The sequence below is a fragment of the Nonomuraea sp. PA05 genome (genome assembly GCF_008086045.1).
Taxonomy (GTDB): Bacteria; Actinomycetota; Actinomycetes; order Streptosporangiales; family Streptosporangiaceae; genus Nonomuraea; species Nonomuraea monospora.
The window spans coordinates 281,781-302,385 of the sequence record NZ_VSEY01000006.1 but is presented as its reverse complement, the minus strand read 5'-3'; the positions used below and the strand labels follow the sequence as shown (position 1 = coordinate 302,385).

17 protein-coding genes are annotated in these 20,605 nt (G+C 72.7%); 14 read left to right on the top strand and 3 right to left on the bottom strand.

Features of this window, described 5'->3' with window-relative positions; translation table 11 throughout:
- Window positions 1–21: 21 nt before the first annotated feature.
- From FXF51_RS12250 to FXF51_RS12215, 8 genes are all read left to right on the top strand, one after another.
- Complete coding sequence (locus tag FXF51_RS12250) at window positions 22–870, top strand: DUF2877 domain-containing protein (protein WP_262379461.1); 849 nt, start codon at window positions 22–24, stop codon at window positions 868–870.
- A gap of 32 nt (window positions 871–902) precedes the next feature.
- Window positions 903–2,327, top strand: a complete 1,425-nt coding sequence (locus tag FXF51_RS12245; protein WP_262379460.1) for an FdrA family protein — start codon at window positions 903–905, stop codon at window positions 2,325–2,327.
- Between the two features lie 61 nt (window positions 2,328–2,388).
- A complete protein-coding gene (locus FXF51_RS12240; protein WP_262379459.1) occupies window positions 2,389–3,768 on the top strand; it encodes a DUF1116 domain-containing protein in 1,380 nt (459 codons plus the stop codon).
- A gap of 154 nt (window positions 3,769–3,922) precedes the next feature.
- Window positions 3,923–6,178, top strand: a complete 2,256-nt coding sequence (locus tag FXF51_RS12235) for a serine/threonine-protein kinase (protein WP_148434397.1) — start codon at window positions 3,923–3,925, stop codon at window positions 6,176–6,178.
- Window positions 6,179–6,221: 43 nt separating this feature from the next.
- Window positions 6,222–6,794, top strand: coding sequence for a TetR/AcrR family transcriptional regulator (locus tag FXF51_RS12230; RefSeq protein ID WP_148434396.1), 573 nt, complete (start codon window positions 6,222–6,224; stop codon window positions 6,792–6,794).
- A 49-nt stretch (window positions 6,795–6,843) separates the two neighbouring features.
- Complete coding sequence (locus FXF51_RS12225) at window positions 6,844–8,043, top strand: Cmx/CmrA family chloramphenicol efflux MFS transporter (RefSeq protein ID WP_148434395.1); 1,200 nt, start codon at window positions 6,844–6,846, stop codon at window positions 8,041–8,043.
- Entirely contained in the window at window positions 8,040–8,960 is a 921-nt protein-coding gene (locus FXF51_RS12220) for an MOSC domain-containing protein (protein WP_148434394.1), read from the top strand. The genes FXF51_RS12225 and FXF51_RS12220 overlap by 4 nt, the downstream gene beginning before the upstream one ends.
- Before the next feature lie 149 nt (window positions 8,961–9,109).
- Complete coding sequence (locus FXF51_RS12215) at window positions 9,110–10,297, top strand: MFS transporter (RefSeq protein ID WP_222871248.1); 1,188 nt, start codon at window positions 9,110–9,112, stop codon at window positions 10,295–10,297.
- 9 nt (window positions 10,298–10,306) lie between these two features.
- Here FXF51_RS12215 and FXF51_RS12210 read toward each other — a convergent pair whose 3' ends face one another.
- Window positions 10,307–11,950: a bifunctional 3'-5' exonuclease/DNA polymerase gene (locus FXF51_RS12210; protein WP_222871247.1), complete on the bottom strand. Its 1,644-nt coding sequence runs from the start codon at window positions 11,948–11,950 to the stop codon at window positions 10,307–10,309.
- A 42-nt stretch (window positions 11,951–11,992) separates the two neighbouring features.
- A complete protein-coding gene (locus FXF51_RS12205; RefSeq protein WP_411268353.1) occupies window positions 11,993–13,264 on the bottom strand; it encodes a metallophosphoesterase family protein in 1,272 nt (423 codons plus the stop codon).
- Window positions 13,265–13,608: 344 nt separating this feature from the next.
- Here FXF51_RS12205 and FXF51_RS12200 point away from each other — a divergent pair, with 344 nt between their 5' ends.
- Window positions 13,609–14,022, top strand: coding sequence for a hypothetical protein (locus FXF51_RS12200; protein WP_148434390.1), 414 nt, complete (start codon window positions 13,609–13,611; stop codon window positions 14,020–14,022).
- Window positions 14,023–14,122: 100 nt separating this feature from the next.
- Here the strand turns inward: FXF51_RS12200 and FXF51_RS12195 are convergent, their stop codons facing one another.
- Entirely contained in the window at window positions 14,123–15,688 is a 1,566-nt protein-coding gene (locus FXF51_RS12195; RefSeq protein ID WP_148434487.1) for an FAD-binding oxidoreductase, read from the bottom strand.
- Between the two features lie 31 nt (window positions 15,689–15,719).
- Between FXF51_RS12195 and FXF51_RS12190 the strand changes: the two genes are divergently transcribed.
- The 5 genes from FXF51_RS12190 to FXF51_RS12170 all read left to right on the top strand — a co-directional run bounded on the left by FXF51_RS12190 (window position 15,720) and on the right by FXF51_RS12170 (window position 20,592).
- Window positions 15,720–16,229, top strand: coding sequence for a TetR/AcrR family transcriptional regulator (locus tag FXF51_RS12190; RefSeq protein WP_148434389.1), 510 nt, complete (start codon window positions 15,720–15,722; stop codon window positions 16,227–16,229).
- The gene (locus tag FXF51_RS12185; protein WP_148434388.1) at window positions 16,222–17,718 is read left to right on the top strand and encodes a glycerol-3-phosphate dehydrogenase/oxidase; all 1,497 of its coding nucleotides are present in this window, start codon (window positions 16,222–16,224) and stop codon (window positions 17,716–17,718) included. Before FXF51_RS12190 ends, FXF51_RS12185 begins: the two co-directional genes overlap by 8 nt.
- Window positions 17,719–17,821: 103 nt before the next feature.
- Entirely contained in the window at window positions 17,822–18,691 is an 870-nt protein-coding gene (locus FXF51_RS12180; protein WP_262379457.1) for a sucrase ferredoxin, read from the top strand.
- Between the two features lie 100 nt (window positions 18,692–18,791).
- Window positions 18,792–19,103, top strand: coding sequence for a WhiB family transcriptional regulator (locus tag FXF51_RS12175; RefSeq protein ID WP_080036407.1), 312 nt, complete (start codon window positions 18,792–18,794; stop codon window positions 19,101–19,103).
- 286 nt (window positions 19,104–19,389) lie between these two features.
- Complete coding sequence (locus tag FXF51_RS12170) at window positions 19,390–20,592, top strand: esterase-like activity of phytase family protein (RefSeq protein ID WP_148434386.1); 1,203 nt, start codon at window positions 19,390–19,392, stop codon at window positions 20,590–20,592.
- The last annotated feature ends 13 nt before the right edge of the window (window positions 20,593–20,605 follow it).

The window sequence follows — 20,605 nt, the reverse complement described above, 5'->3', positions numbered from 1 at the left end:
CAAGGTCGGTTGGGAGGTCCGGTGACCGTCAGTACATCCACGCGGCGCACCCGCGTCCACGTCACGGGCGCGGCCAGCACCGCCGTCCGCCCCGTCCTGGAATCCCAGCGCCGTCCCGCGCGGGTGCTCGCGGCCTTCCCCGCGGGCGTGTACCTCGAGGTCAGGACCGACCTGGAGCCTTCGGTGATCGCCGTCATCACCGGCGAGGCCACCCGCCTGCCCAACTCCGTGCTCCTGACCGGCCCGCTGCCGCACCTCACCGTCGGTGACGACGCCACGGTCGGCGACCGGGCGATCGAGCTGGGCCCCCTGAGCCTCGGCGTGCGCCGCTGGTGGGATCCCGCCCCGCCACTCGGCCGGCTCGACCCTGCCCTACTGGACCACTCCCTGCCCCACGACCCGCCCGGCGCGGGGCTCGCGGGCAACGGCGCGGTGGACATGCTCGCCTCCGGCTGCGCCAAGGGCTGGCTGCTGGGGGCCGTGACGGCGGCCGAGCGACTCGTGGGCCTCGGGCCCGGGCTGACGCCGAGCGGTGACGACGTGCTGGCGGGGCTGCTGGTGACGCTGCGGCGGCTGGGCACCGCCGCTTCTTGCGAGCGGGCGGTGTGGCTGGCCGACTGGCTGGCGGCGGCCGTGACGTTCGACGCGCGGACGCGTACGACGCCCATCTCCGCGACCCTGCTGCACTGCGCGGCCAGGGGTGAGGCCAGCCCCGAGGTGACCGGGGTGCTGCGCGGCGTGGCGGGCCGCCAGCCGCTCGAACCGGCCCTGCGCCGGTTGCACCGGCTCGGCCACACCTCGGGCGCCGACCTGGCGCAGGGCATCGCCATCGGCGTGACCGCGGTGCGCTCGCTGAGCGGGGCGCGATGACCGGCGGTGCCGATCGGGATGCGGCGACCGGCGTGCCGCAGGTTGTTCTGGTGCGGCGGGGCGCCTACCACGACTCCGTCACGCTGATGCGGGTCAGCAGGGCCCTGTCGGAGCTGCCCGGCGTGCAGGCCGCCATGGTGGCCATGGCGACGGACCTCAACGTCTCGATCCTGCGCGAGATGGGCTTCGACGTCCCCGCCTCCGACCCCGGCGACCTCCTCATCGCCGTACGCGCCCACGACACGGACACCGCCGCAGGGCAGGCGGAACGGCTGCTCACCGAGGTGGACCGGCCGCGCGCCACCCCCGACGAGCAGCCCCCGCTGACCACCCGCTCGGCCGCCACCCGCGGCCCCGCCGACCTGGTCCTCGTCTCCACCCCCGGCGAGTACGCCTTCTTCGAGGCCCTGGACGCCATCGAAGCCGGGCTCCCCGTCATGATCTTCAGCGACGGCGTCACCCTGGCCCAGGAGCGCCGGCTCAAGGAGCTCGCCGAGGTCAGGGACGTGCTGGTGATGGGCCCCGACTGCGGCACCGCCGCGATCGGCGGCGCCGGCCTCGGCTTCGCCAACGTCCTGACCCCCGGCCCCGTCGGCGTGGTCGCCGCGTCGGGCACCGGCGCGCAGCAGGTGACGTGCCTGCTCGACCGGGCCGGCGTCGGCGTCAGCCACGTGCTGGGGGTGGGCGGCAGGGATCTGTCCGCCGAGGTGGGCGGCCTGTCGGCGCGCCGCGCGCTGCGCATGCTGGACGAGGACCCTGCGACGGAGCTGATCGTGTTCGTCTCCAAGCCGCCCGCGCCCGAGGTGGCTCGGGCCGTGCTGGGGCGGCCGCTGCGCAAACCCGTGGTGACGGTCCTGCTGGGCCCACCCGCCGGCGCCTCCGCATGGACGGCTGGGGACGGCTCCGCGCGGGCCGCCGAGGACGGCTCATCGCGGGCGTCCGGCCTCGTGCCGGCAGGCGACCTCACGCGGGCCGCCGAGCAGGCGTTGCGCATCCTCGGCAGGCCCGTCCCCGAGTGGCCGTCCTGGCTCGCCCCGCCGGGCACCCGTCCGGCGCCCAAGCGGATCAAGGGCCTGTACTCGGGCGGCACCCTGGGCGTGGAGGCGGCGCTGCTGGCCGGGCACGGCGACTTCGTGGACTACGGCGACGACGCCTTCACCAGGGGCCGGGCGCATCCGATGATCGACCCGACGCTGCGGGTGGAGGCACTGGCCCGCGCCGGCGAGCGGGACGTGGTGCTCATGGACGTGGTCCTGGGCCACGGCGCCGACCCCGACCCGGCCGCCTCGCTGGCGCCCGCGATCGCCGGCACGCCCGCCACGGTCGTCGTCGCCCTGATCGGCGCCGAGGGCGACCCGCAGGACCCGCACCGGCAGGTCGCGGCCTTCCGCGAGGCGGGCGCGTCCGTCTTCACCTCGAACGCCCAGGCCGCCCGCCACGCCAGGAGCCTGCTGTGACGCATCCGCAGCGCCAGAAGGCCCGCCCGCCTCACCCCGTGCCCAGCCCGACGGAGTCATCGTGACGAGCCTGCTGAACTCCTCCCCACGCGTGATCACCGTGGGCGCGGGCCTGCTCGACGAGGCCCTGCGCGCCCAGGCCGTCCCCACGGAACCGGTCGCCTGGCGCCCGCCCCTCCCCGGCACCGCAGAAGCCCTGGCCACGGTGCTGGCCGACCCCCGCCGCCAGGAGGCCAACGCCCTGGCCGTGAACAGGCTGACCTCGGCCCGCCCGCACCTGGTGGGCGTCCGGCGCGCGTCCGAGCTGCTCGGCGCGGACACGTTCCTGCACGCGGGCCCGCCCATCACCTGGGACCGCGCCTCGGGCCCGATGCGCGGCGCGCTGATCGGCGCGATGCTCCTGGAGGGCAGGGCCGCCGACGAGCACGAGGCCGCGGACATGCTGGCGGCGGGCGCGGTGGCGCTGCTCCCCTGTCACGAGAACGCGGCGGTGGGCCCGATGGCGGGCGTGGTGAGCCCGTCGATGTGGCTGTTCGAGGTGCGCGACGACGAGCACGGCGGCACCGCGTACTGCTCGCTGAACGAGGGTCTGGGCAAGGTGCTCAGGTACGGCGCGTACGGCCCCGAGGTGCTGGAGCGGCTGCGCTGGATGGATCGGGTGCTGGGCCCCGCGCTGGCGGCGACGCTGGAGCGGACGGGCCCGATCGACCTGCGCTCGCTGATCGCGCAGGCTCTGCAGATGGGCGACGAGCTGCACAACCGCAACAGGGCCGCCACCTCGCTGCTGCTGCGCGAGCTGGCCCCCGCCGTGGTGGAGTCGGCGCCGGGCGCGGCGGCCGAGGTGCTGCGCTTCATCAACGGCAACGACCATTTCTTCCTGAACGTCGGGATGGCGGCGGGCAAGGCCGCCACGGACGCGGCGCGCGACGTGCCGGGCTCGTCGCTGGTGGTCGCGATGGCCAGGAACGGCACGGACTTCGGGGTCCAGGTGTCGGGGCTGGGCGGGCGCTGGTTCACGGGCCCTGCCGGGGTGCCGGACGGGCTCTACCTCGGCTCGTACGGCCCGCAGGACGCCAACCCGGACATCGGCGATTCGACGATCACGGAGACGTCGGGCCTGGGCGGTTTCGCGATGGCGGCGTCCCCGGCGATCGTGCGTTTCGTGGGCGGCGAGGTGTCGGACGCGGTGCGGGCCACCCGCTCCATGTACGAGATCACGCTGGCCGAGCACCCCGTCTACCAGATTCCGGGTCTCGGTTTCCGTGGCACCCCGGTCGGCGTCGACGTCACGCTGGTGGCGCGGACGGGTTTGCTTCCCGTGGTGAACACGGGCATCGCGGGCCGGGTCGCGGGGACGGGTCAGGTCGGCGCGGGCCTGGTGGAGCCGCCTGCCGAGGCGTTCACCAGCGCTTTGGCGGCTCTTGCCGCAGCGAGTAAGTGATCCATTTTAGTGCAGACATATCCCGATGTCAGTAGCAAAGTAAGACATCGTCGCCTTCCCTTGCAGATTCGTCGCCGATATCGTAACGATCCTCACAATCTGCAAGTAGCGTGAAGAACGCACGTGACGGATGAGGCGAGATGGGGGCGTGGACATGGCAGCCGACCGCTTGCTCAGCGGGCCCGGCTCAGAGGGTGGTGCCACGGGGGGCGCTCCGCAGAGCCAGGGACGCCTGATCGGCAGGCGCTACCGACTGATGTCGCCCGTCGGCAGGGGCGGCATGGGCATGGTGTGGCACGCCCACGACGTGCTGCTCGACAGGGACGTGGCCGTCAAGGAGCTGATCCTGCCCTACGGCCTCGACCACGCGGGCAAGCAGGTGGCCCACCGGCGCATGCTGCGCGAGGCCCGATCGGCCGCGAGGCTGACACATCCGGGCATCGTGACCGTGCACGACGTGGTGGAGGAGGACGGCCGGCCCTGGATCGTGATGGAGCTGGTCCGGGCGTGGTCGCTGGAGCAGGCCGTACGCCAGAGCGGGCCGCTCCCGGTGATCCAGGCGGCCGAGATCGGCATCCGGGTGCTCGACGCGCTCATGGTCGCGCACGCCGCCGGCATCCTGCACCGCGACATCAAGCCGGGCAACGTGCTGCTCACCCAGGACCGGGTGGTGCTGACCGACTTCGGCATCGCGGCCATCGAGGGCGACGTCACGATCACCCAGACGGGGCTGCTCATGGGCTCGCCGGCGTACATCCCGCCGGAGCGCCTGTCGGGCCAGCCGATCACGCAGGCGGCCGACCTGTGGTCGTTCGGCGCGACGCTGTACGCCGCCGTCGAGGGCAGGCCGCCCTACGAGGGGCCCGACCCGGTGGCGGTGCTCGGCGCGGTGGTCACCCAGGACCCGATCAGGCCGCAGCGGGCCGGCTCGCTGATGCCGGTGATCGAGGGCCTGCTGCGCAAGAACCCGGCCGAGCGGCTCACCGCCGTCCAGGTGATCGAGATGCTGGAGGCGGTGCTGCGCGCGCACGGCTCGCCCAGGCCGCGCGCCCCCGAGACGCTGCCCAGCCAGAGCGACCCGACCCCGGCCGGGCTGCTGCCGCCGCTGGACACGCCGTCGGGGCCGATGCCGTCACGCATCGTGGAGACCCCCTCGGGTCCGGTACGGGTGCCGTACGACCCGCTGAACAGCCCGTCGGGCGGCCACGCGATGCCGTACGACGGGATGACCAGCCCGTCGGGCAGTCACCGCACCGACCAGCTCCCGCCGCTGCCGCGCGCACCCCAGCAGCAGCCTCCGCCGCGCGGCCCGTACGACTCGCTCGCGAGCTCATCAGGCGGTTACGACTCCCTGTCCGGCAGTTCAGGCCCGTACGACTCGCTGACCAGCGCATCAGGCCCGTACGACTCGCTGACCAGCGCGTCGGGCCCGTACGACTCGCTCGGCAGCGCGTCAGGCCCGTACGACTCCCTGGCCGGCGGCTCGGGCCCGTACGACTCCCTGGCCGCCCCGTCGGGCCCGCAGCCGCCGTTCGGCGCGCCTCCCGGCCGGCGGACGGGACGCGGCCTCGACGACCTGGACGACCCGAGCGGCCCGCACCCCCAGCCGATCCTGCCGCTGACCACGGACAGCCGGAACTCGTCCGCCGCCACCCCGTGGCCGCTGGCCTCCGCCGACGACCTGCGCGAGCAGTCGCGGGACCTGTCGCACGACATCTCCCGCAGCCGCCTGGCCTCGCTCCCGGCGAGCGCGCCGCGCTCGGGCAAGAGCCGCCGCCGGGTGGAGGACGAGGACGGCGCGTGGATCCGCGACGGCCGCCCCACGGTGCTCACGATCGTCAGCTCCCTGGTGGCCGTGGCGGTCGTGGCGGGCGCCCTGTGGATCGTCCTGACGGGCGGCTCCTCACCGGCCCCCGTCACCACCTCGGCCACCGTCTCGGAGAGCGCCACGACGGAGGACGTGACCGAGCCGTCGATCATCCCCGAGGGGTACAAGGAGCACACGGGCCCCGGGTTCTCGGCCGCCGTGCCGCAGGACTGGAAGCTCGCGACGTCCGGCGGCGTGGCCACGTTCAGCGGCCCGAAGGACTCGGGCATGCGGATCACGGTGGAGCGCGGCGCGCCGCAGGCCGACGGCGGGCTGTCGGAGCTGGGCAGGCTGGAGGCGGACGGCGGCCTGGAGAGCTACATCCAGGTGCAGCTCCAGTCCGTCGACTACCGCGACTGGCAGGCCGCCGACTGGGAGTACACCTACACCACCGCGAACGGTGTCCCCATGCACGCGCTGACCAGGTACGTCTCCATGGACACCGCCGCGTTCAAGATCACGATCGATCTGCCCGAGCTGAAGTGGGACGACCAGGCCGACACCCGCAAGGTGTTCCTCAACACGTTCCGGCAGGCCACCTGACCGGTATTGCACTGACCGTTCCAAAACGTGTAGCGTGCCTGCCATGGCGCGACCGAGGATGTTCGAGGAGGACCGGGCGGTCGAGGCGGCCATGCGCGCGTTCTGGGACGCGGGCTACGAGGCCACCTCGACCCAGGACCTGTGCGCCGCCACGGGGCTGGGGCGCAGCAGCATCTACAACACGTTCGCGAGCAAGCGCGACCTGTTCGAACGGGCGCTGCGGCACTACATGGACGAGCGCAACGCCCGGCTCGCCGAGCTGATGGACGGCGAGCCGCCGATCAAGGAGAAGATCAGGACCGTGCTGTGGTGGGCGGTCGAGCCCGACCCCGCCGACCCGGCCGGCTGCCTGGTGGTGAACTCCCTGGTCGAGCTGGGCCCGCGCGACCCGGAGATCGCGGAGATCCTGCGCCGCGACACCGAGACGCGGGTCCGGATCGTCAGGACCGCGATCGAGGCCGCCCGCACCCGCGGCGAGCTGAGCGCGGGCCACGACCCGCTGGCGCTGGCCCACTTCCTGGTAGCGACGGTCAGCGGCCTGCGCGTGGCGGCCCGCGGCGGGGCCGGCAGAGCCACGCTCGAGTCGATCGCGAACACCGCGCTGGCCCTCTACTGATTTTTTCGTGCCCACGTTTTGAACTGATCAATCTAAAAAGGAGGACGCCATGCCGTTGGCGGTCTACATACTGGGGCTCTCGATCTTCGCTCAGGGCACGTCCGAGCTGATGCTCGCCGGCCTGCTCCCCGAGATGGCGCGCGACCTGGGGGTGTCGGTCCCCGACGTGGGGCTGCTGATCTCGGCGTTCGCGATCGGCATGCTGGTGGGCGCGCCGGTGCTGGCCGTCGTCACGTTGCGGTGGCCGCGCCGTACGGTGCTACTGACGTTCCTGGGGCTCTTCGCCCTGACGCACGTCGCGGGCGCGCTGACGTCGAGCTACGGCGTGCTGTTCGCCACCCGCGTGGCCGGCGCGTTCGTCTACGCCGGATTCTGGGCCGTGGCGGCCACCACCGCGATCGGCCTGGTGCCCGCGAACGCCCGCGCCAAGGCGATGAGCGTGCTGGCCGGCGGGCTCACCGTGGCCACCGTCATCGGCCTGTCGGCGGGCACGGTGATCGGGCAGCACCTGGGCTGGCGGGCGGCGTTCTGGGCGGTGGCCGCGCTGTCGGCGCTGGCCGGCATCGGCGTGTTCGCCACCATCCCCGGCGGCCGGCCCGACGGGGCGAGCACGCCCCGCGTGTCCGACGAGCTGCGCGCGCTGGCCAGGCCCGCGCTCTGGCTCGCCTACGGCACCACCGCGCTGACCACCGGCGCGCTGCTGTCGTCCTTCAGCTACCTCAGCCCGCTGCTGACCGACATCACCGGCCTGGACCCGGCCTGGGTGCCCGCCGTGCTCGGCCTGTACGGCGTGGGCGCCCTCATCGGCATCACCGCCGGCGGCCGGATCGCCGACGCGCGGCCGTACCCGCTGCTGTTCGCCGGGGTCACCGGCCTCGTCGTGACCTCGGCGGCGCTGGCCGTGTCCGCCTCCGTGGCCCTGCTCGCCATCCCGCTGATCTTCCTGCTCGGCGCGTTCGGCTTCGGCACCAACCCCGCGCTGAACGCCCGCCCCTTCGCCCTCGCCAAGGACGCCCCCACGCTGGCCGCCGGCATGAACGTGGCCTCCTTCAACGTCGGCATCACCGCCGGCCCGTGGGCGGGCGGCCTGGCCATCGGCGCGGGGCTCGGCTACGCCTCCGTCGCCTGGATCGGCGCCGCGATCGGCGTGGCGGGCCTGGCCGCCGTGGCGCTCGGCGCGAGCCTGCACCGCAGGAGCGCGGTGGCCGGGGAACCAGCCGGAACCCGTGAGATACGGTCTGCCGTATGAAGCTGGCGAGCATCTCCTACTACCCCGTCAAGTCCACCTCGGGGCACGAGGTCGCCGCGGCCGAGGTGCAGCCGTGGGGGCTGGCCGGCGACCGCCGCTACCTCGTCGCCGACGAGCGCGGCGCGGTGCTCACCGCCCGCCAGGAGCCGCGCCTGCTGGCCTGCGTGCCGGTGCTCGACGGCGGCACCCTCACCCTGACGGGCCCGCACGCCGCACCGCTGACCGTCGCCCCCGCCATCACCCCCGCCATCACCCCTGCCATCGCCCCCGCCGTCGCCTCCACCGGCGCCCCCACTGGCGCCCCCGCCGGCGCCCTCGCTGACGTCCCGGCCGTGGAGCTGTCCACCGTGCGCCTGCCGAGCACCGAGGTGCGGCTCACCGACTGCGGCGACGCCGCCGCCGCATGGCTGAGCGCGCTGGTGGAGCGCCCCGTCCGGCTCATGTGGCTGGACGACCCCACCCGCCGCCCGGTCAACCCCCTCTACGGCCACCCCGACGACCGCGTCAGCCTCGCCGACGCCTTCCCGCTGCTGCTCACCACGACCGCCTCGCTCGCCCGCCTCAACGACTGGATCGCCGAGACCGCGCGGGACCTGGGCGAGGAGCCGCGCGCGCTGCCCATGCGCAGATTCAGGCCGAACGTGGTGATCGACGGGGTGGCGGAGCCGTTCGCCGAGGACGAGTGGAAGCGCGTGCGCATCGGCGAGGTGGAGTTCCGCGTGACCAAGGGGTGCGATCGCTGCGTGCTGACCACGGTCGACACCACGACCTATCGCAAGGGCAAGGAGCCGCTCAGGACACTCGCCCGCCATCGCAAGCGTGACGGCAAGGTGTGGTTCGGCATCAATCTGATCCCCGACCTGATTCCCGGCACGTACGGTCGCATCGCTCAAGGGGATCCCGTCATCCTGCTCTGAAAATCCCTATTTCCCGAAAAATCAGTTCACCGTCCCCTTTGGGGCGTTGTTAGCGATTATGCGAGACTTCACGGGTGACCAGTGCCCCCACAAAGCCCGCTGTCTCGCCTCCTGACCGAATTCAGCGCATCCAACGCCGGACCCTGGTCGTGCTCTCAGCGGCGCAGATCGTGGGCGGCGTCGGCGTGGCCGTCGGGCTGGCGCTCAGCTCGGTCGTCGTGGACGAGCTGTCACGCTCGACGGTCATCAGCGGCTTCGCGGGCACGGCCACCGTGCTCGGCGCGGCACTCCTGGCCCTGCCCACCGCCAAGGCGTCCGGCCGGGGCGGACGCCGGGCGGGGCTGTCACTCGCCTACACGGCGGCGCTCGTGGGCTGCGCGATCTCGGTGCTGGCCATCAGCCTGCGCACCTGGCCGCTGCTGCTGGCCGGCCTCGTCCTGGTCGGCGGCGGCAGCGCGGGCAGCCTGGCGGCCCGCTACTCGGCCACCGACCTGTCGCCGAAGGACCGCTCGGCCCGCCACCTGTCGCTGGTCGTCTGGGCCTCCACCATCGGCTCCGTGGCCGGCCCGAACCTGGCCGAGCCGGCCGACCGCATCGGCATGAGCCTCGGGCTGGTGGAGAAGGCGGGGCCGTTCGCGTTCGCCGCCCTGGCCTTCGCGCTCGCGGTGGTCGTCATCCTCTGTTTCCTGCGCCCCGACCCGCTCACCCTCGCCCGCGCCGGCGCGCCCGTGCCGGACTCAGGACGCAACCGCACCGTCCGCACCGCCTGGCAGACCTTGCGCAGCACCCCGACGGCCCGCCGCGCGCTGGTCATGATCGCCGTCAGCCACACGGCGATGGTGTCGGTCATGTCCATGACCCCGGTCAAACTCCACCACGACGGCTCGAACCTGGACGTCATCGGCCTCGTCATCAGCCTGCACATCGCCGGCATGTACGTGCTCTCGCCCGTGGTGGGCTGGCTCGCCGACAAGGCGGGCAAGGTGCCGGTGCTGGTGCTCGGCTCCGCCCTGCTGCTGAGCGCCGCCGCCCTCGCCGGGACGGCGGGCCACCGGGTGTGGCAGGTGACCGCGGCGCTGGTGCTGCTCGGGCTCGGCTGGTCGTGCGGCCTGGTGGCGGGCTCGGCACTGGTCACCGAATCGGTGCCGATCGAGCGCCGCCCGGCCGTGCAGGGGCTGTCCGACCTGCTGATGAACGTCTGCGGCGCCACGGGGACGATCGTCGCGGGCGCGATCGTGGGGCTCCTGGGCTACGGCATGCTCGGGCTGATGGTCGGCATCATGGTCGCACTGGCGGGCCTCTGGCTGATCACCGTCCAGCACCGCACCCCCTCCTGATGGGCGGGCTCACTTGGCGTCGGCGTAGGACTTGACCGCCACCGCCTCCATCGGGAACCGCACCGGCGTCCCCCCGAACAACAACCGGCTGGCCTCCGCCGCCGAGGCCGCCACGGCCGCGATCACCTCGTCGGCCAGCTCGGCGGGGCAGTGCACCATCACCTCGTCGTGCTGGAAGAACACCAGCCGCGCAGGCTCCGGCAGCCGCCCACGCAACACGGCCAGCAACGACAGCGCCCACTCCGCCGCCGTGCCCTGCACCACGAAGTTCCGCGTGAACCGCCCGCGATCCCTGGCCGCCCGGCCGCCCTCGGGCCCGGACACCAGCTCCTTCCACCGCTCAGAGGGCGGCGGACTGGTGCGCCCGAGCCAGGACCGCACGAGCCGCCCCTCCTCCCCCGCCTTGGCCGCGTCCTCGACGAACTGGTAGGCCTTCGGGAAGCGCTGCCGCATCACCGCCAGCAGCTTGGAGGCGTCGCCGCTGGTGCCGCCGTACATCGCGGACAGCATGGCGATCTTGGCGTTGCCCCGCTCGCCGCCGAACGACTGCGCCAGCGCGGAGTACAGGTCGATCTCCCCCGCCGCCCTGGCCAGCCCCACGTCGCCGGCCATCGCCGCCAGCACCCGGGGCTCCAGTTGCGCGGCGTCCGCGACGACCAGCATCCACCCGTCGTCGGCCATCACGACCCGCCGCATCACCTTGGGGATCTGCAGCGCACCGCCCCCGTTGGTGGCCCATCTCCCGGACACGACGCCGCCCACCACGTACTCGGGCCTGAACCGCCCGCCGCGCACCCACTGGTCGGCCCACGTCCACCCGTGCGCGCTGAACAGCCGGGCCAGCTCCTTGTAGGCCAGCAGCGGCGGCACCGCCGGATGGTCGATCTGCTTGAGCTCCCACTGCCTGGTCGTCTTCAGCGCCACCCCCGCGCCTTTGAACGCCTTGACGAGCTGCTGCACCGAGTCGGGGTTGACCTGGTGCCCGAACGCGGCCGCCACCTCGTCGGCCAGCGCCTGCAGCCTGGCCGGGCGCATGCCGTGGACGGGGCGCGGGCCGAGCATCTCGGTCAGCAGCGCGTCGTGCACGTCCCTGCGCCACGGCATGCCCTCGTGCGCCATCTCGGCCGCGACCAGCGCGCCGGCCGACTCGGCCGCCACCAGCAGCCGGAACCGGCCGGGCTCGGGCAGCGCGGCGATGCGCCGGAGCTGGTCGGCCAGCACCTCGGCGACCTCCCGCGCGCCGAGCGGCTCGGGCGCGAACAGCGTGCCCGGCGCGTTCGGCTGCTCGCCGGGCACCGGCAGGCCGTGCAGCCTGGCGTGCGCGGCCCTGGCCGAGCGGGGCTCGCCGTAGCGGCCCTCGTACGCGAGCAGCAGGCCCTCGGTGAGCGCGAGGTCGTGGCAGCGCGCCACCCGCACGCCCCGCTCCAGCAGCGGCGGGTACGTCTCCCGCGCGTCCGCCCACACCCACCGCGGCCCCTCGGCCGCCTCCCGTTCACTCACGGCACGCGCGAGGCCGTCAGGACCACCGCCCGGCAGCCCCGCCCCCCGGTCGCCGGGGCGACCCCCGGCCGGGGGCGCCGCCTCCCGGCCGCCGGGGCCACCGCCCTCAGCACCGACCGGGAGCACCGTCTCCCCCGCGACCACGACATACACGTGGTCAAGGGTGCCAAACCTCTCCGACAAAAAAGCCCGAGGTCAGGCGAGGCTGATCCGCACCTCGTCCTCAAGCGGCGGCTCCAGCTCCTGCGCCAGGCACCCCGTGGCCGCGAAGCACCGCAACGTCAGCTCCTCCGGGGTCACGGTGGCGTGCAGGAACTGCTTGAAGAACGGCGGCGTGTCCCAGTCGGACAACTCGGACAGGAAGCGGTGGAACACCTTGTCCACCGGCAGCCGGAACGGCCACGGCCAGCCTCCGAGCAGCCGCGCCGCCCACCGCATCCGCCGGGTGATCTTCACGGGCCCCGTGGGGCTTCTGACCGGCTCGTTCCTGATGTGCTCCGACATGATGCACAACGCCTCGGAAGGCGTCAGGCAGAGCCACTTCATCCGCAGCCGCTTGGCGTAGAGCTGGCTGTAGAAGGACAGCGAGTCGCCGCGCAGCGGATAGCACTTGAACGCGTCCTCGTGCACGCCGGAGACGTCCACGCGCCCGATGGTGTGCGTGGCGTGCATGAACGCCCCGCCGCCGCCCGACACGACGTACTGGATCACCCGGTCGCCCACCTTGACCGGGTATCGCTGGTAGTTGTGCACGTCGCCGCCGATGGCCGCGACGTACCGGTGTGCCGGGTCGCGCACGATGTCGTCGATCGTCCCGCCGCCCTCCAGCGGCGACGGCTTGTACGCGTTCGCGGTGTAGATCGGCTTGCCGGTCACCAGGATCTTCCGCCGCGGGTCGAGCGAGACACGGCGCAGCCAGGCGGTCTGCTTCTGGTCGATCACGTTCCTGATGCCGGTGTCCACGCCCACGACGAGCAGGCTGTCGCTCTCGATCGTCCAGTACGGCCCCGGCTGCGCGGCCTGCTGCGACGGCCTGCCCCTGAGCTTGCGCGCCTCGGCCAGCCCGGTCTCGTCGATGGTCTCCGGCTTGCGCCACAGCAGGCCGCGCAGCCCGCGGTCCGGCTTCGGCTTGAGCGGCGGCGCGTCGCAGAAGACGCGCATGAAGCCGCCGAGCCCGTCGTACCAGTCGTGGTTGCCGGGGATCGCGTAGATGGGTGCGTCGTAGTCCTGGTACGGGCGGAAGAACTTGGCGCCGTACTCGTTGCCCGACCCCGTCGGATAGATCACGTCGCTGGCGATGATGGCGAAAGACGTGTCCTGCCCGAGTTTCAGCATGCCGGGAACAACGGCGTACTGGGATGCATCTCCTTCGCCTGTATCCCCAAGCAGAAGGAAACTGAAATGACTCCCGACGGACGGTTTGATGCGAAATTCCGGATCAATGCCGCGCGCTTCCTGGGACTCCACCCAGCGCGCCCGCACCTCCCCTGACGGGTCTCCGAACAACCCGGCAAGGATCTCGTTGCGAGACAGCCAGAGCGTACGTACATTCAACCAGGTAAAGCCTTGCTTGTCGGGCCTGAGCTGCGCAAACGTACCTGGTTGCACACAGGCCCAACCTGCACCCTCCTCAGAGATCCGGGAGGAAACCTGCTTTCCGCGCTCCGCCGCGACTTCCACCATGACCTCATCTTTACCGTGATCTACCTTTTGCGCGACCTGAACGCTCCGTACCGTTGGGAACACAGAAGGTGCGCAATGGTGTAGCCTCACCCCCCAAGCAAGCGGTTGGGACTGCCTAGGAGGCTCCCATGACCCGTAACAGCCCGGACGACGCGACCCGCAAAGGCACCTCCGCCGTGGCGGCCATCGAGGGTCTGCTCGCCTTCGCCGCGAACCGGCCGCGCTGGGCCGGGAGCTCCGCGCTCAACAGCGCCGGCGAGGCGATCGCGAGAAGCCGGGCGCTGGCCGCGCAGTCGCCGGAGCACAACCCGCTGCTCGCCCGGAGCCTGCGCACGACCGCGAGGCTGATGCTGGCCAAGGGGCGCGCCACGGAGGCGCTGCCGCTGGCCCAGGAGGCGGTGGCGCTGACCCGCTCGACCGGCGGCGGGGCGCTGGGGCTCTCGCTGCGTCGGCTGGCCGAGGTGCAGGAGGCACTGCACCGCTTCAGCGACGCCGCCGCCACGCTCGCCGAGGCCGACCGCCTCCCGCCCCCGCCCGGCTGAACCCGCCCGGCTGAACCCGCCCGACTGAACCCGCCCGGCTGAACCCGCCGAACCACCTCGCCCGCCCGGCCTGCCTCGCCCGATCCGAAGGGCCCGCGTCTCAGCCTCGCGGGACGAGCACGCCGGGGTTGAGTATCCCGGCCGGGTCGAGCTCGGCCTTGACCGCACGCAGCACCCCCGCACCCACGGGCCCGATCTCGCTCGCGTAGGCGTCCAGGTGGTCCCGCCCCACCCCGTGGTGGTGCGTGATCGTGCCGCCCGCCGCCACGATGGCCGCGTTCACCGCCGCCTTGGCCCGCTCCCACTGCGCCACCGGGTCGCCGTCCTGCGGCGTCACGACGGTGAAGTACAGCGAGGCGCCGGTCTCGTACACGTGCGAGATGTGACACATGACGAGCGGCGAGCCGAGCGCCCCGAGCAGGGCCAGCCGGACCGCGTCGTACAGGCGCGGCAGGTTCGCCCAGAAGCCGGCCGTCTCCAGCGTCTCGACGGTGGCGCCGGCGGCGAGCAGGGAGTCGCGCAGGTACGGGGCGGAGAAGCGACCGTGCTCCCACGCCTCGCCCGGCTCGGCCCCGAGCGGCTCACCGCCCGCCCGGGCCAGCACGGCGGAGGCGGCGGCATGCCGGCTGCCGACCCGCTCCCCCTCGTACCCGGCGATCAGCAGGCACCCCCCGGAGCCGCCGGAGCCGATCTCCTCCGGCTTGGCCAGGCCGATCATCGTCTCGGTCTCGTCAGAGAGGCGCAGCACGGTCGGCACAGGACCTTCCTGGGCGAGCGCCCGCACAGCGGCCGATCCCTCCTGGAACGAGGCGAACCGCCACCCTTCGTACCGCCGCTCGCGGGGAGCCCTGCGGACCCGCAGCCGCAGCGACGTGATCACCCCGAAGGCCCCCTCGGACCCGAGCACGAGCTGCCGCAGATCGGGCCCGGCGGCCGACTTGGGGGCGCGCCCGAGCTCCAGGATGCCCGCGGGCGTGGCCAGCGTGAGCCCGGCGACCATGTCGTCGAAGCGGCCGTACCCGGCCGAGGCCTGCCCGCTGGACCGGGCGGCGGCGAAGCCGCCCAGCGTGGCGTACTCGAAGGACTGGGGGAAGTGCCCCAGCGTCAGCCCGCGCACGGACAGCAGCCGCTCGGCGTCCGGAGCCCGCACTCCCGGCTCGAACTCCGCGATCATGGACTCCTCGTCCACGGACCGCAGCCGGTCGAGCCGCCCCAGGTCCAGCGCGATCACCCCGGCGAACCCCGCGCGGTCGGCGGCCAGCCCGCCCACCACCGAGGTGCCGCCGCCGAAGGGCACGACCGCGACGCGCTCGCGCGAGCACAGCCGCAGCAGCTCGGCCACCTCGTCGTGCGAGCCGGGCAGCACCACGGCGTCCGGAGCGGCCGAGCCGTCGCCCGCGCGCATGCGCAGCAGGTCGGGGGTGGACTTGCCGCGCGTGTGCCGGACGCGGGCCTCGTGGCCGGTCAGCACGTTCGCCTCGCCGACGACCTCGGCGAGCGCGCCGAGCAGCGGCTCCGCCAGCGCGACCGCCGGGAGCGCGATCTCCTCCAGCGCGGCGGCGGGCGTGCCGGGCGCGCGCACGCCGAGCAGGTCGTGCAGCAGCGCCCGCACCGGCTCGGGCAGCTCGCGGGCCTTGGCGGGGTCTCCCCAGCCGGACCACGACATCGGTTCTCCAGTCACGCTTACACTGTGACACATGACGTCGATTCGTCACAATGAGGGCGTGCTGGACGCGGCACGCGACTGTGTGCTGGCCTACGGGGTGCGCAGGACGACGCTCACGGACGTGGCGCGGCGCGCCGGGGTGTCGCGGATGACGCTCTACCGCCGCTGGCCCGACGTGCGCACGCTGGTGGCCGACCTGATGACCAGGGAGTGGGTGCGGGTGGTCGAGGGGCTCGACCTGTCCGATCCCGTACGCGCGGTCGTGGCCGGCGTCAGGGGGCTGCGCGAGCACCCGCTGTGGCGCAAGATCGTGGAGGCGGACCCGGAGCTGCTGGTGCCGTACCTGCTGGATAGGCGCGGCGCCAGCCACAAGGCCATCCTGGAGGTGCTGGAGCCGGTCGTCGGCGATCCGGCCAAAGCCAGGGCGGTGCTGCTGGTGGCCCAGTCGTTCCTGCTGTCCGCCCCGACCATGCTCGACCCCGTCACGCTGGACGAGCTCGACACCGAGCTCGCCGCCCTGCTGGAGGCCTACCTTGGATAGCTCGCTGAACGCCGCCAGACGCTCCAGGGAGCTGCGCCGGGTCGCGGAAGAACAGGTGGACGTGCTGGTGGTGGGGCTCGGCGCGACGGGCGCGGGCGCGGCGCTCGACGCCGCCACCAGGGGGCTGAGCGTAGCGGCGATCGACGCCCACGACCTGGCTTTCGGCACCTCCAGGTGGAGCTCCAAGATGGTGCACGGCGGCCTGCGCTACCTGGCCAAGGGGCAGGTGGGCGTGGCGTACGAGAGCGCGGCCGAACGCGGCATCCTGCTCCGCCGTACGGCTCCGCACCTGGTCAGAGCGCACCCGTACGTGCTGCCGCTGACCCCTGAGGTCTCCCGCCGCCAGGCGGCGCTGGTGATGACCGGCTACCGGCTCGGCGACGGGCTGCGGGCCGCCGCGCGCACGCCGCGCCGCCTGCTGCCGGGCCCGACCCGGCTGAACGCGGCCCGCGCCCACACGCTGGCGCCCGTGCTGCGCACCGAGGGGCTGCGCGGCGCGCTGCTGTCGTGGGACGGCCGGCTGCTCGACGACGCGCGCCTGGTGGTGGCCATCGCGCGGACCGCCGCCGCGCACGGGGCGCGGGTGCTGACCCGCTGCCGCGCGCTGCGCCTGACGGGTCACGGGGCCGAGGTGCGCGACGAGCTGACGGGCGAGGAGTTCACGATCCGCGCCAAGGTGGTGATCAACGCCGCCGGGGTGTGGGCGGGCACGCTCGACCCCCAGGTACGGCTGCGCCCGTCGCGCGGCAGCCACCTCGTCCTGGAGCCGGGCACTCTGCCGGGGCTGATCGCGGGCCTGCACGTGCCCATCCCCGGTGAGAGCAACCGCTTCGCGCTGGTGCTGCCGCAGCCGGATGGCCGCATTCATGTGGGTCTGACCGACGAGCCGGTGGACGGGCCGGTGCCGGACGTCCCCGAGGTGCCCGAGGAGGACGTCAGGACGCTCCTGGAGGTGCTGAACGGGGTTCTTGAGGTCCCAGTGACCAGGGAGGCGGTTGCGGGCTCCTACGCGGGCCTCAGGCCGCTCCTGGCCGCCGACGGCAGGACGGCCGACCTGTCGCGGGAGCACGCGGTGTTCTCGCAGGACGGTGTCGTGACCGTCGTAGGGGGCAAGCTGACGACATATCGCCGCATGGCCGAGGACGCGGTGGATCGAGCGGTCTCGGATGGGAAGCTCCGGGCTCGCCGCTGCCGCACCCGGCGCGTCCCGCTCGCCGGGGCCGGTCCGCGCCCGCCGGGAGTGCCCGCCCGCCTGGCCGAGCGGTACGGCTCCGAGGCCGAGTCCGTGCACGAGCTCGTCAAGGAGCACCCGGAGGAGGTCGGGCTCGGCCTGACCAAGGGCGAGCTGCTCTGGTCGGTCCTGCACGAGGGCGCGCTCGACGAGGGCGACCTGCTGGACAGGCGGACCAGGATCGGCCTGGTCGGGCGGGACAGGGATCGCGCCCTGCCCGCGACACGGGACGTTCTGGACCGGTTCTCCCGCACCTAAACCCGCCGATCCGTTAGGTTAGTCTTACCTAAGTCGGATCGAGAAGGGGGCAGGGGCGTTGGCGAGGGGCTGCGAGCATCCGATGGGATGCCACACCGGCGAGGTGCCCACACTGGCCAGTGCCACCGTGGGAGCCCGCCTGTGGCTGCTCATCGAATACACCGGAGCCTGGCCTTCGCGCCTGGAAAACTTCGAACTTCCTGCAGAAATCTCGAAACTCGTCCATCGGGCGCTCGAACGCGGTATCAGGCCCCAGCTCATCCGCCGTCCCGGCAAGCGGACCCGCCCACGGGAGCAGGGGATCCGTGTGCTAGTGGGCTACGCGGAGGGCGAGCACCCCTGGATAGCGCAGGGAGTCGTCGCAGGTCCCGACGATCTTGACCTGGACGCGCTCGTGGCCGGAGTGGTCCCGGAGTCCTGCATACTTGAAGACGAGCCGGTATTTCTGGTCTGCACGCACGCCAAGCGCAATGTGTGCTGCGCCCGCATTGGACTACCCCTCGCTCGGTCCCTGGCCGAAATCTTGCCGGACAGAGTGTGGGAAACGTCACATGTTGGCGGCGATCGCTACGCCGCCAACCTCGTGTGCTTGCCACACGGAATTTTCTACGGCAGCATGTCTCAGGCTGCTGCATCGGCAGCGGCTAACGCGTACCGGTCGGGCGAGATCATTCTCGACCGCTACCGGGGACGCGCAGGCATCCCTGAGCCATTGCAGGCCGTCGAGCACTTCGCCCGAGCCCATACGGGAGAGTGCTCCGTCGGCGCGGTGGCCGTGGAATCCTCCAGGACGGACGGCGACGTCACCGAAGCCATTGTGCGCTGCGGCGACGTCCGGCTCCAGGTTGTGATCGAACCATCGGCGTTCACGGCGCCGTGTGGTACGGCTTGCGCCGAGACGATCACCACCTACCGGCTGGTTTCGCTGGACAGGCTCACGCCTGTGCGGTACGCCACGCCCGCACTCGCCTGAAGAGGGAACATCACGGCCCGACGTTGCGTTGGAACAGTGACGCCAAAAGCGTCCAATGCGGCTCAATTACCGAAATACCTCTCACGAAGGTGGTTTTCTCATGTCTCAGGTACGTCGGCAGCTCGCCCGCCCGCGCCCCAGCTGGGGTTGGCAGGATGATGCCGCGTGCCGGGGTGAGGACCTCGTGCTCTTCTTCGGCCCCGATGGGGAGCGGCAGCCCGAGCGGGACGTACGCGAGCGGAAGGCCAAGGCGATCTGCGCCCAGTGCCCCGTCCGCAACGAGTGCCTAGACTACGCGCTGTCCCGGCCGGAGAAGTACGGCACGTGGGGCGGTCTCAACGAGGACGAGCGCGCCAGCGAGCGTCGCCGTCGCATGCGCCGCGCGGCCAGCGCCGGCATCTCCGCCGCCTGACACCCGGCAGCATCACCATCATCGCGTGATCACGCAGTTGTCCCGATGAGCCGGAGCCTGACCCGACGGTCAGGCTCCGGTGAACCCGGTCGGGGCAACTGCTTGATCAGGCCACCGGGTGGTCCCACCCCAGCACGCGATTTCGCCACCGCAGGCACCGCCTGCGGTGGCGAAAGTCATTACATCCCCCAAATCGCCACATTCCCGACCTGCCCGACATCTGGCGGTCATCGCCCGTTGCCGTGCGTTCGGGATCGCGTCATGTGCCCGCCCTAGTGTGCCCGGCATGAAACGCATCGCCATCCTGACGTGCGCGGGCGCGCTCACCCTCGGCCTCGCGGCCGCCCCCGCCACCGCGGACCCCGAGCGGGCCTCTGCCTCCTTCGGGCAGGCCACGCTGACCGGGTTCGCCTCCCTCCCGGCGCTGACCTTCGTCCCCGGCAGCGAGCCGTCGGGCTCCCTCCTGGGCACGGCGCCCGTCAACGGCGTCACCCCGCCGTTCACCGGCCAGCCGGTGCAGGGCTTCAGCGGCATCGCGCGCCGCCACGACGGCACCTACGACGTGCTGTCCGACAACGGCTTCGGCAACAAGGCCAACAGCTCCGACTTCCTCCTGCGGGTCCACCGCATCAAGCCCGACTTCAGGGCGAAGTCCGTCCAGGTGCTCGGCGGCTTCAACCTGACCGACCCGCGCGGGCTCGTCACCTGGCCGCTCACCCGCCAGGACCGCACGCTGACCGGCGCCGACTTCGACGTCGAGTCGATCGTGCGCTCGACGGACGGCACGTACTGGATCGGCGACGAGTTCGGCCCGTTCCTGCTGCACTTCGACCAGAAGGGCCGCCTGCTCGACGCGCCCGTCGCGCTCCCCGGCGTCCAGGCCCCCGAGAACCCCGCACTCAACGGCGGCCAGCCCAACCTGGCCGGCAGCAAGGGCTTCGAGGGCATGGCCAGGGGCGTGGACGGCCGCCGCCTCTACCCGCTGCTTGAGGGCACCGTCAGCGGCGACCCCGCGGGCACGCTGCGCATGTACGAGTTCGACCTGCGCAAGCGGGCCTACACCGACAAGCGGTGGACGTACAAGCTGGAGGACCCCGCGCACGCCATCGGCGACGCCATCGCCGTCGACGAGAACCGGTTCCTGATCATCGAGCGGGACAACGGCCAGGGCGACGCCGCCAAGGTCAAGCGCATCTACCTGGCCGACAAGCGCGACAAGGACCGCGACGGCACCCTGGACAAGACCCTGGTCGCCGACCTGCTGAACATCGCCGACCCGCGCGGGCTGGGCGGCGATCCGGGCACGTTCCGGTTCCCGTTCCAGACGATCGAGGACGTGATCATCCTCGACGACCGGACGCTCGGCGTGCTCGACGACAACAACTTCCCCTTCTCCAACGGCCGCACGGCCGGCAAGCCGGACGACAACGAGTTCATCACCGTACGGCTGACCCGCGGCCTCAAGGCCGACCCGCGCGTGTACCGCTGACGGCAGCACTCCG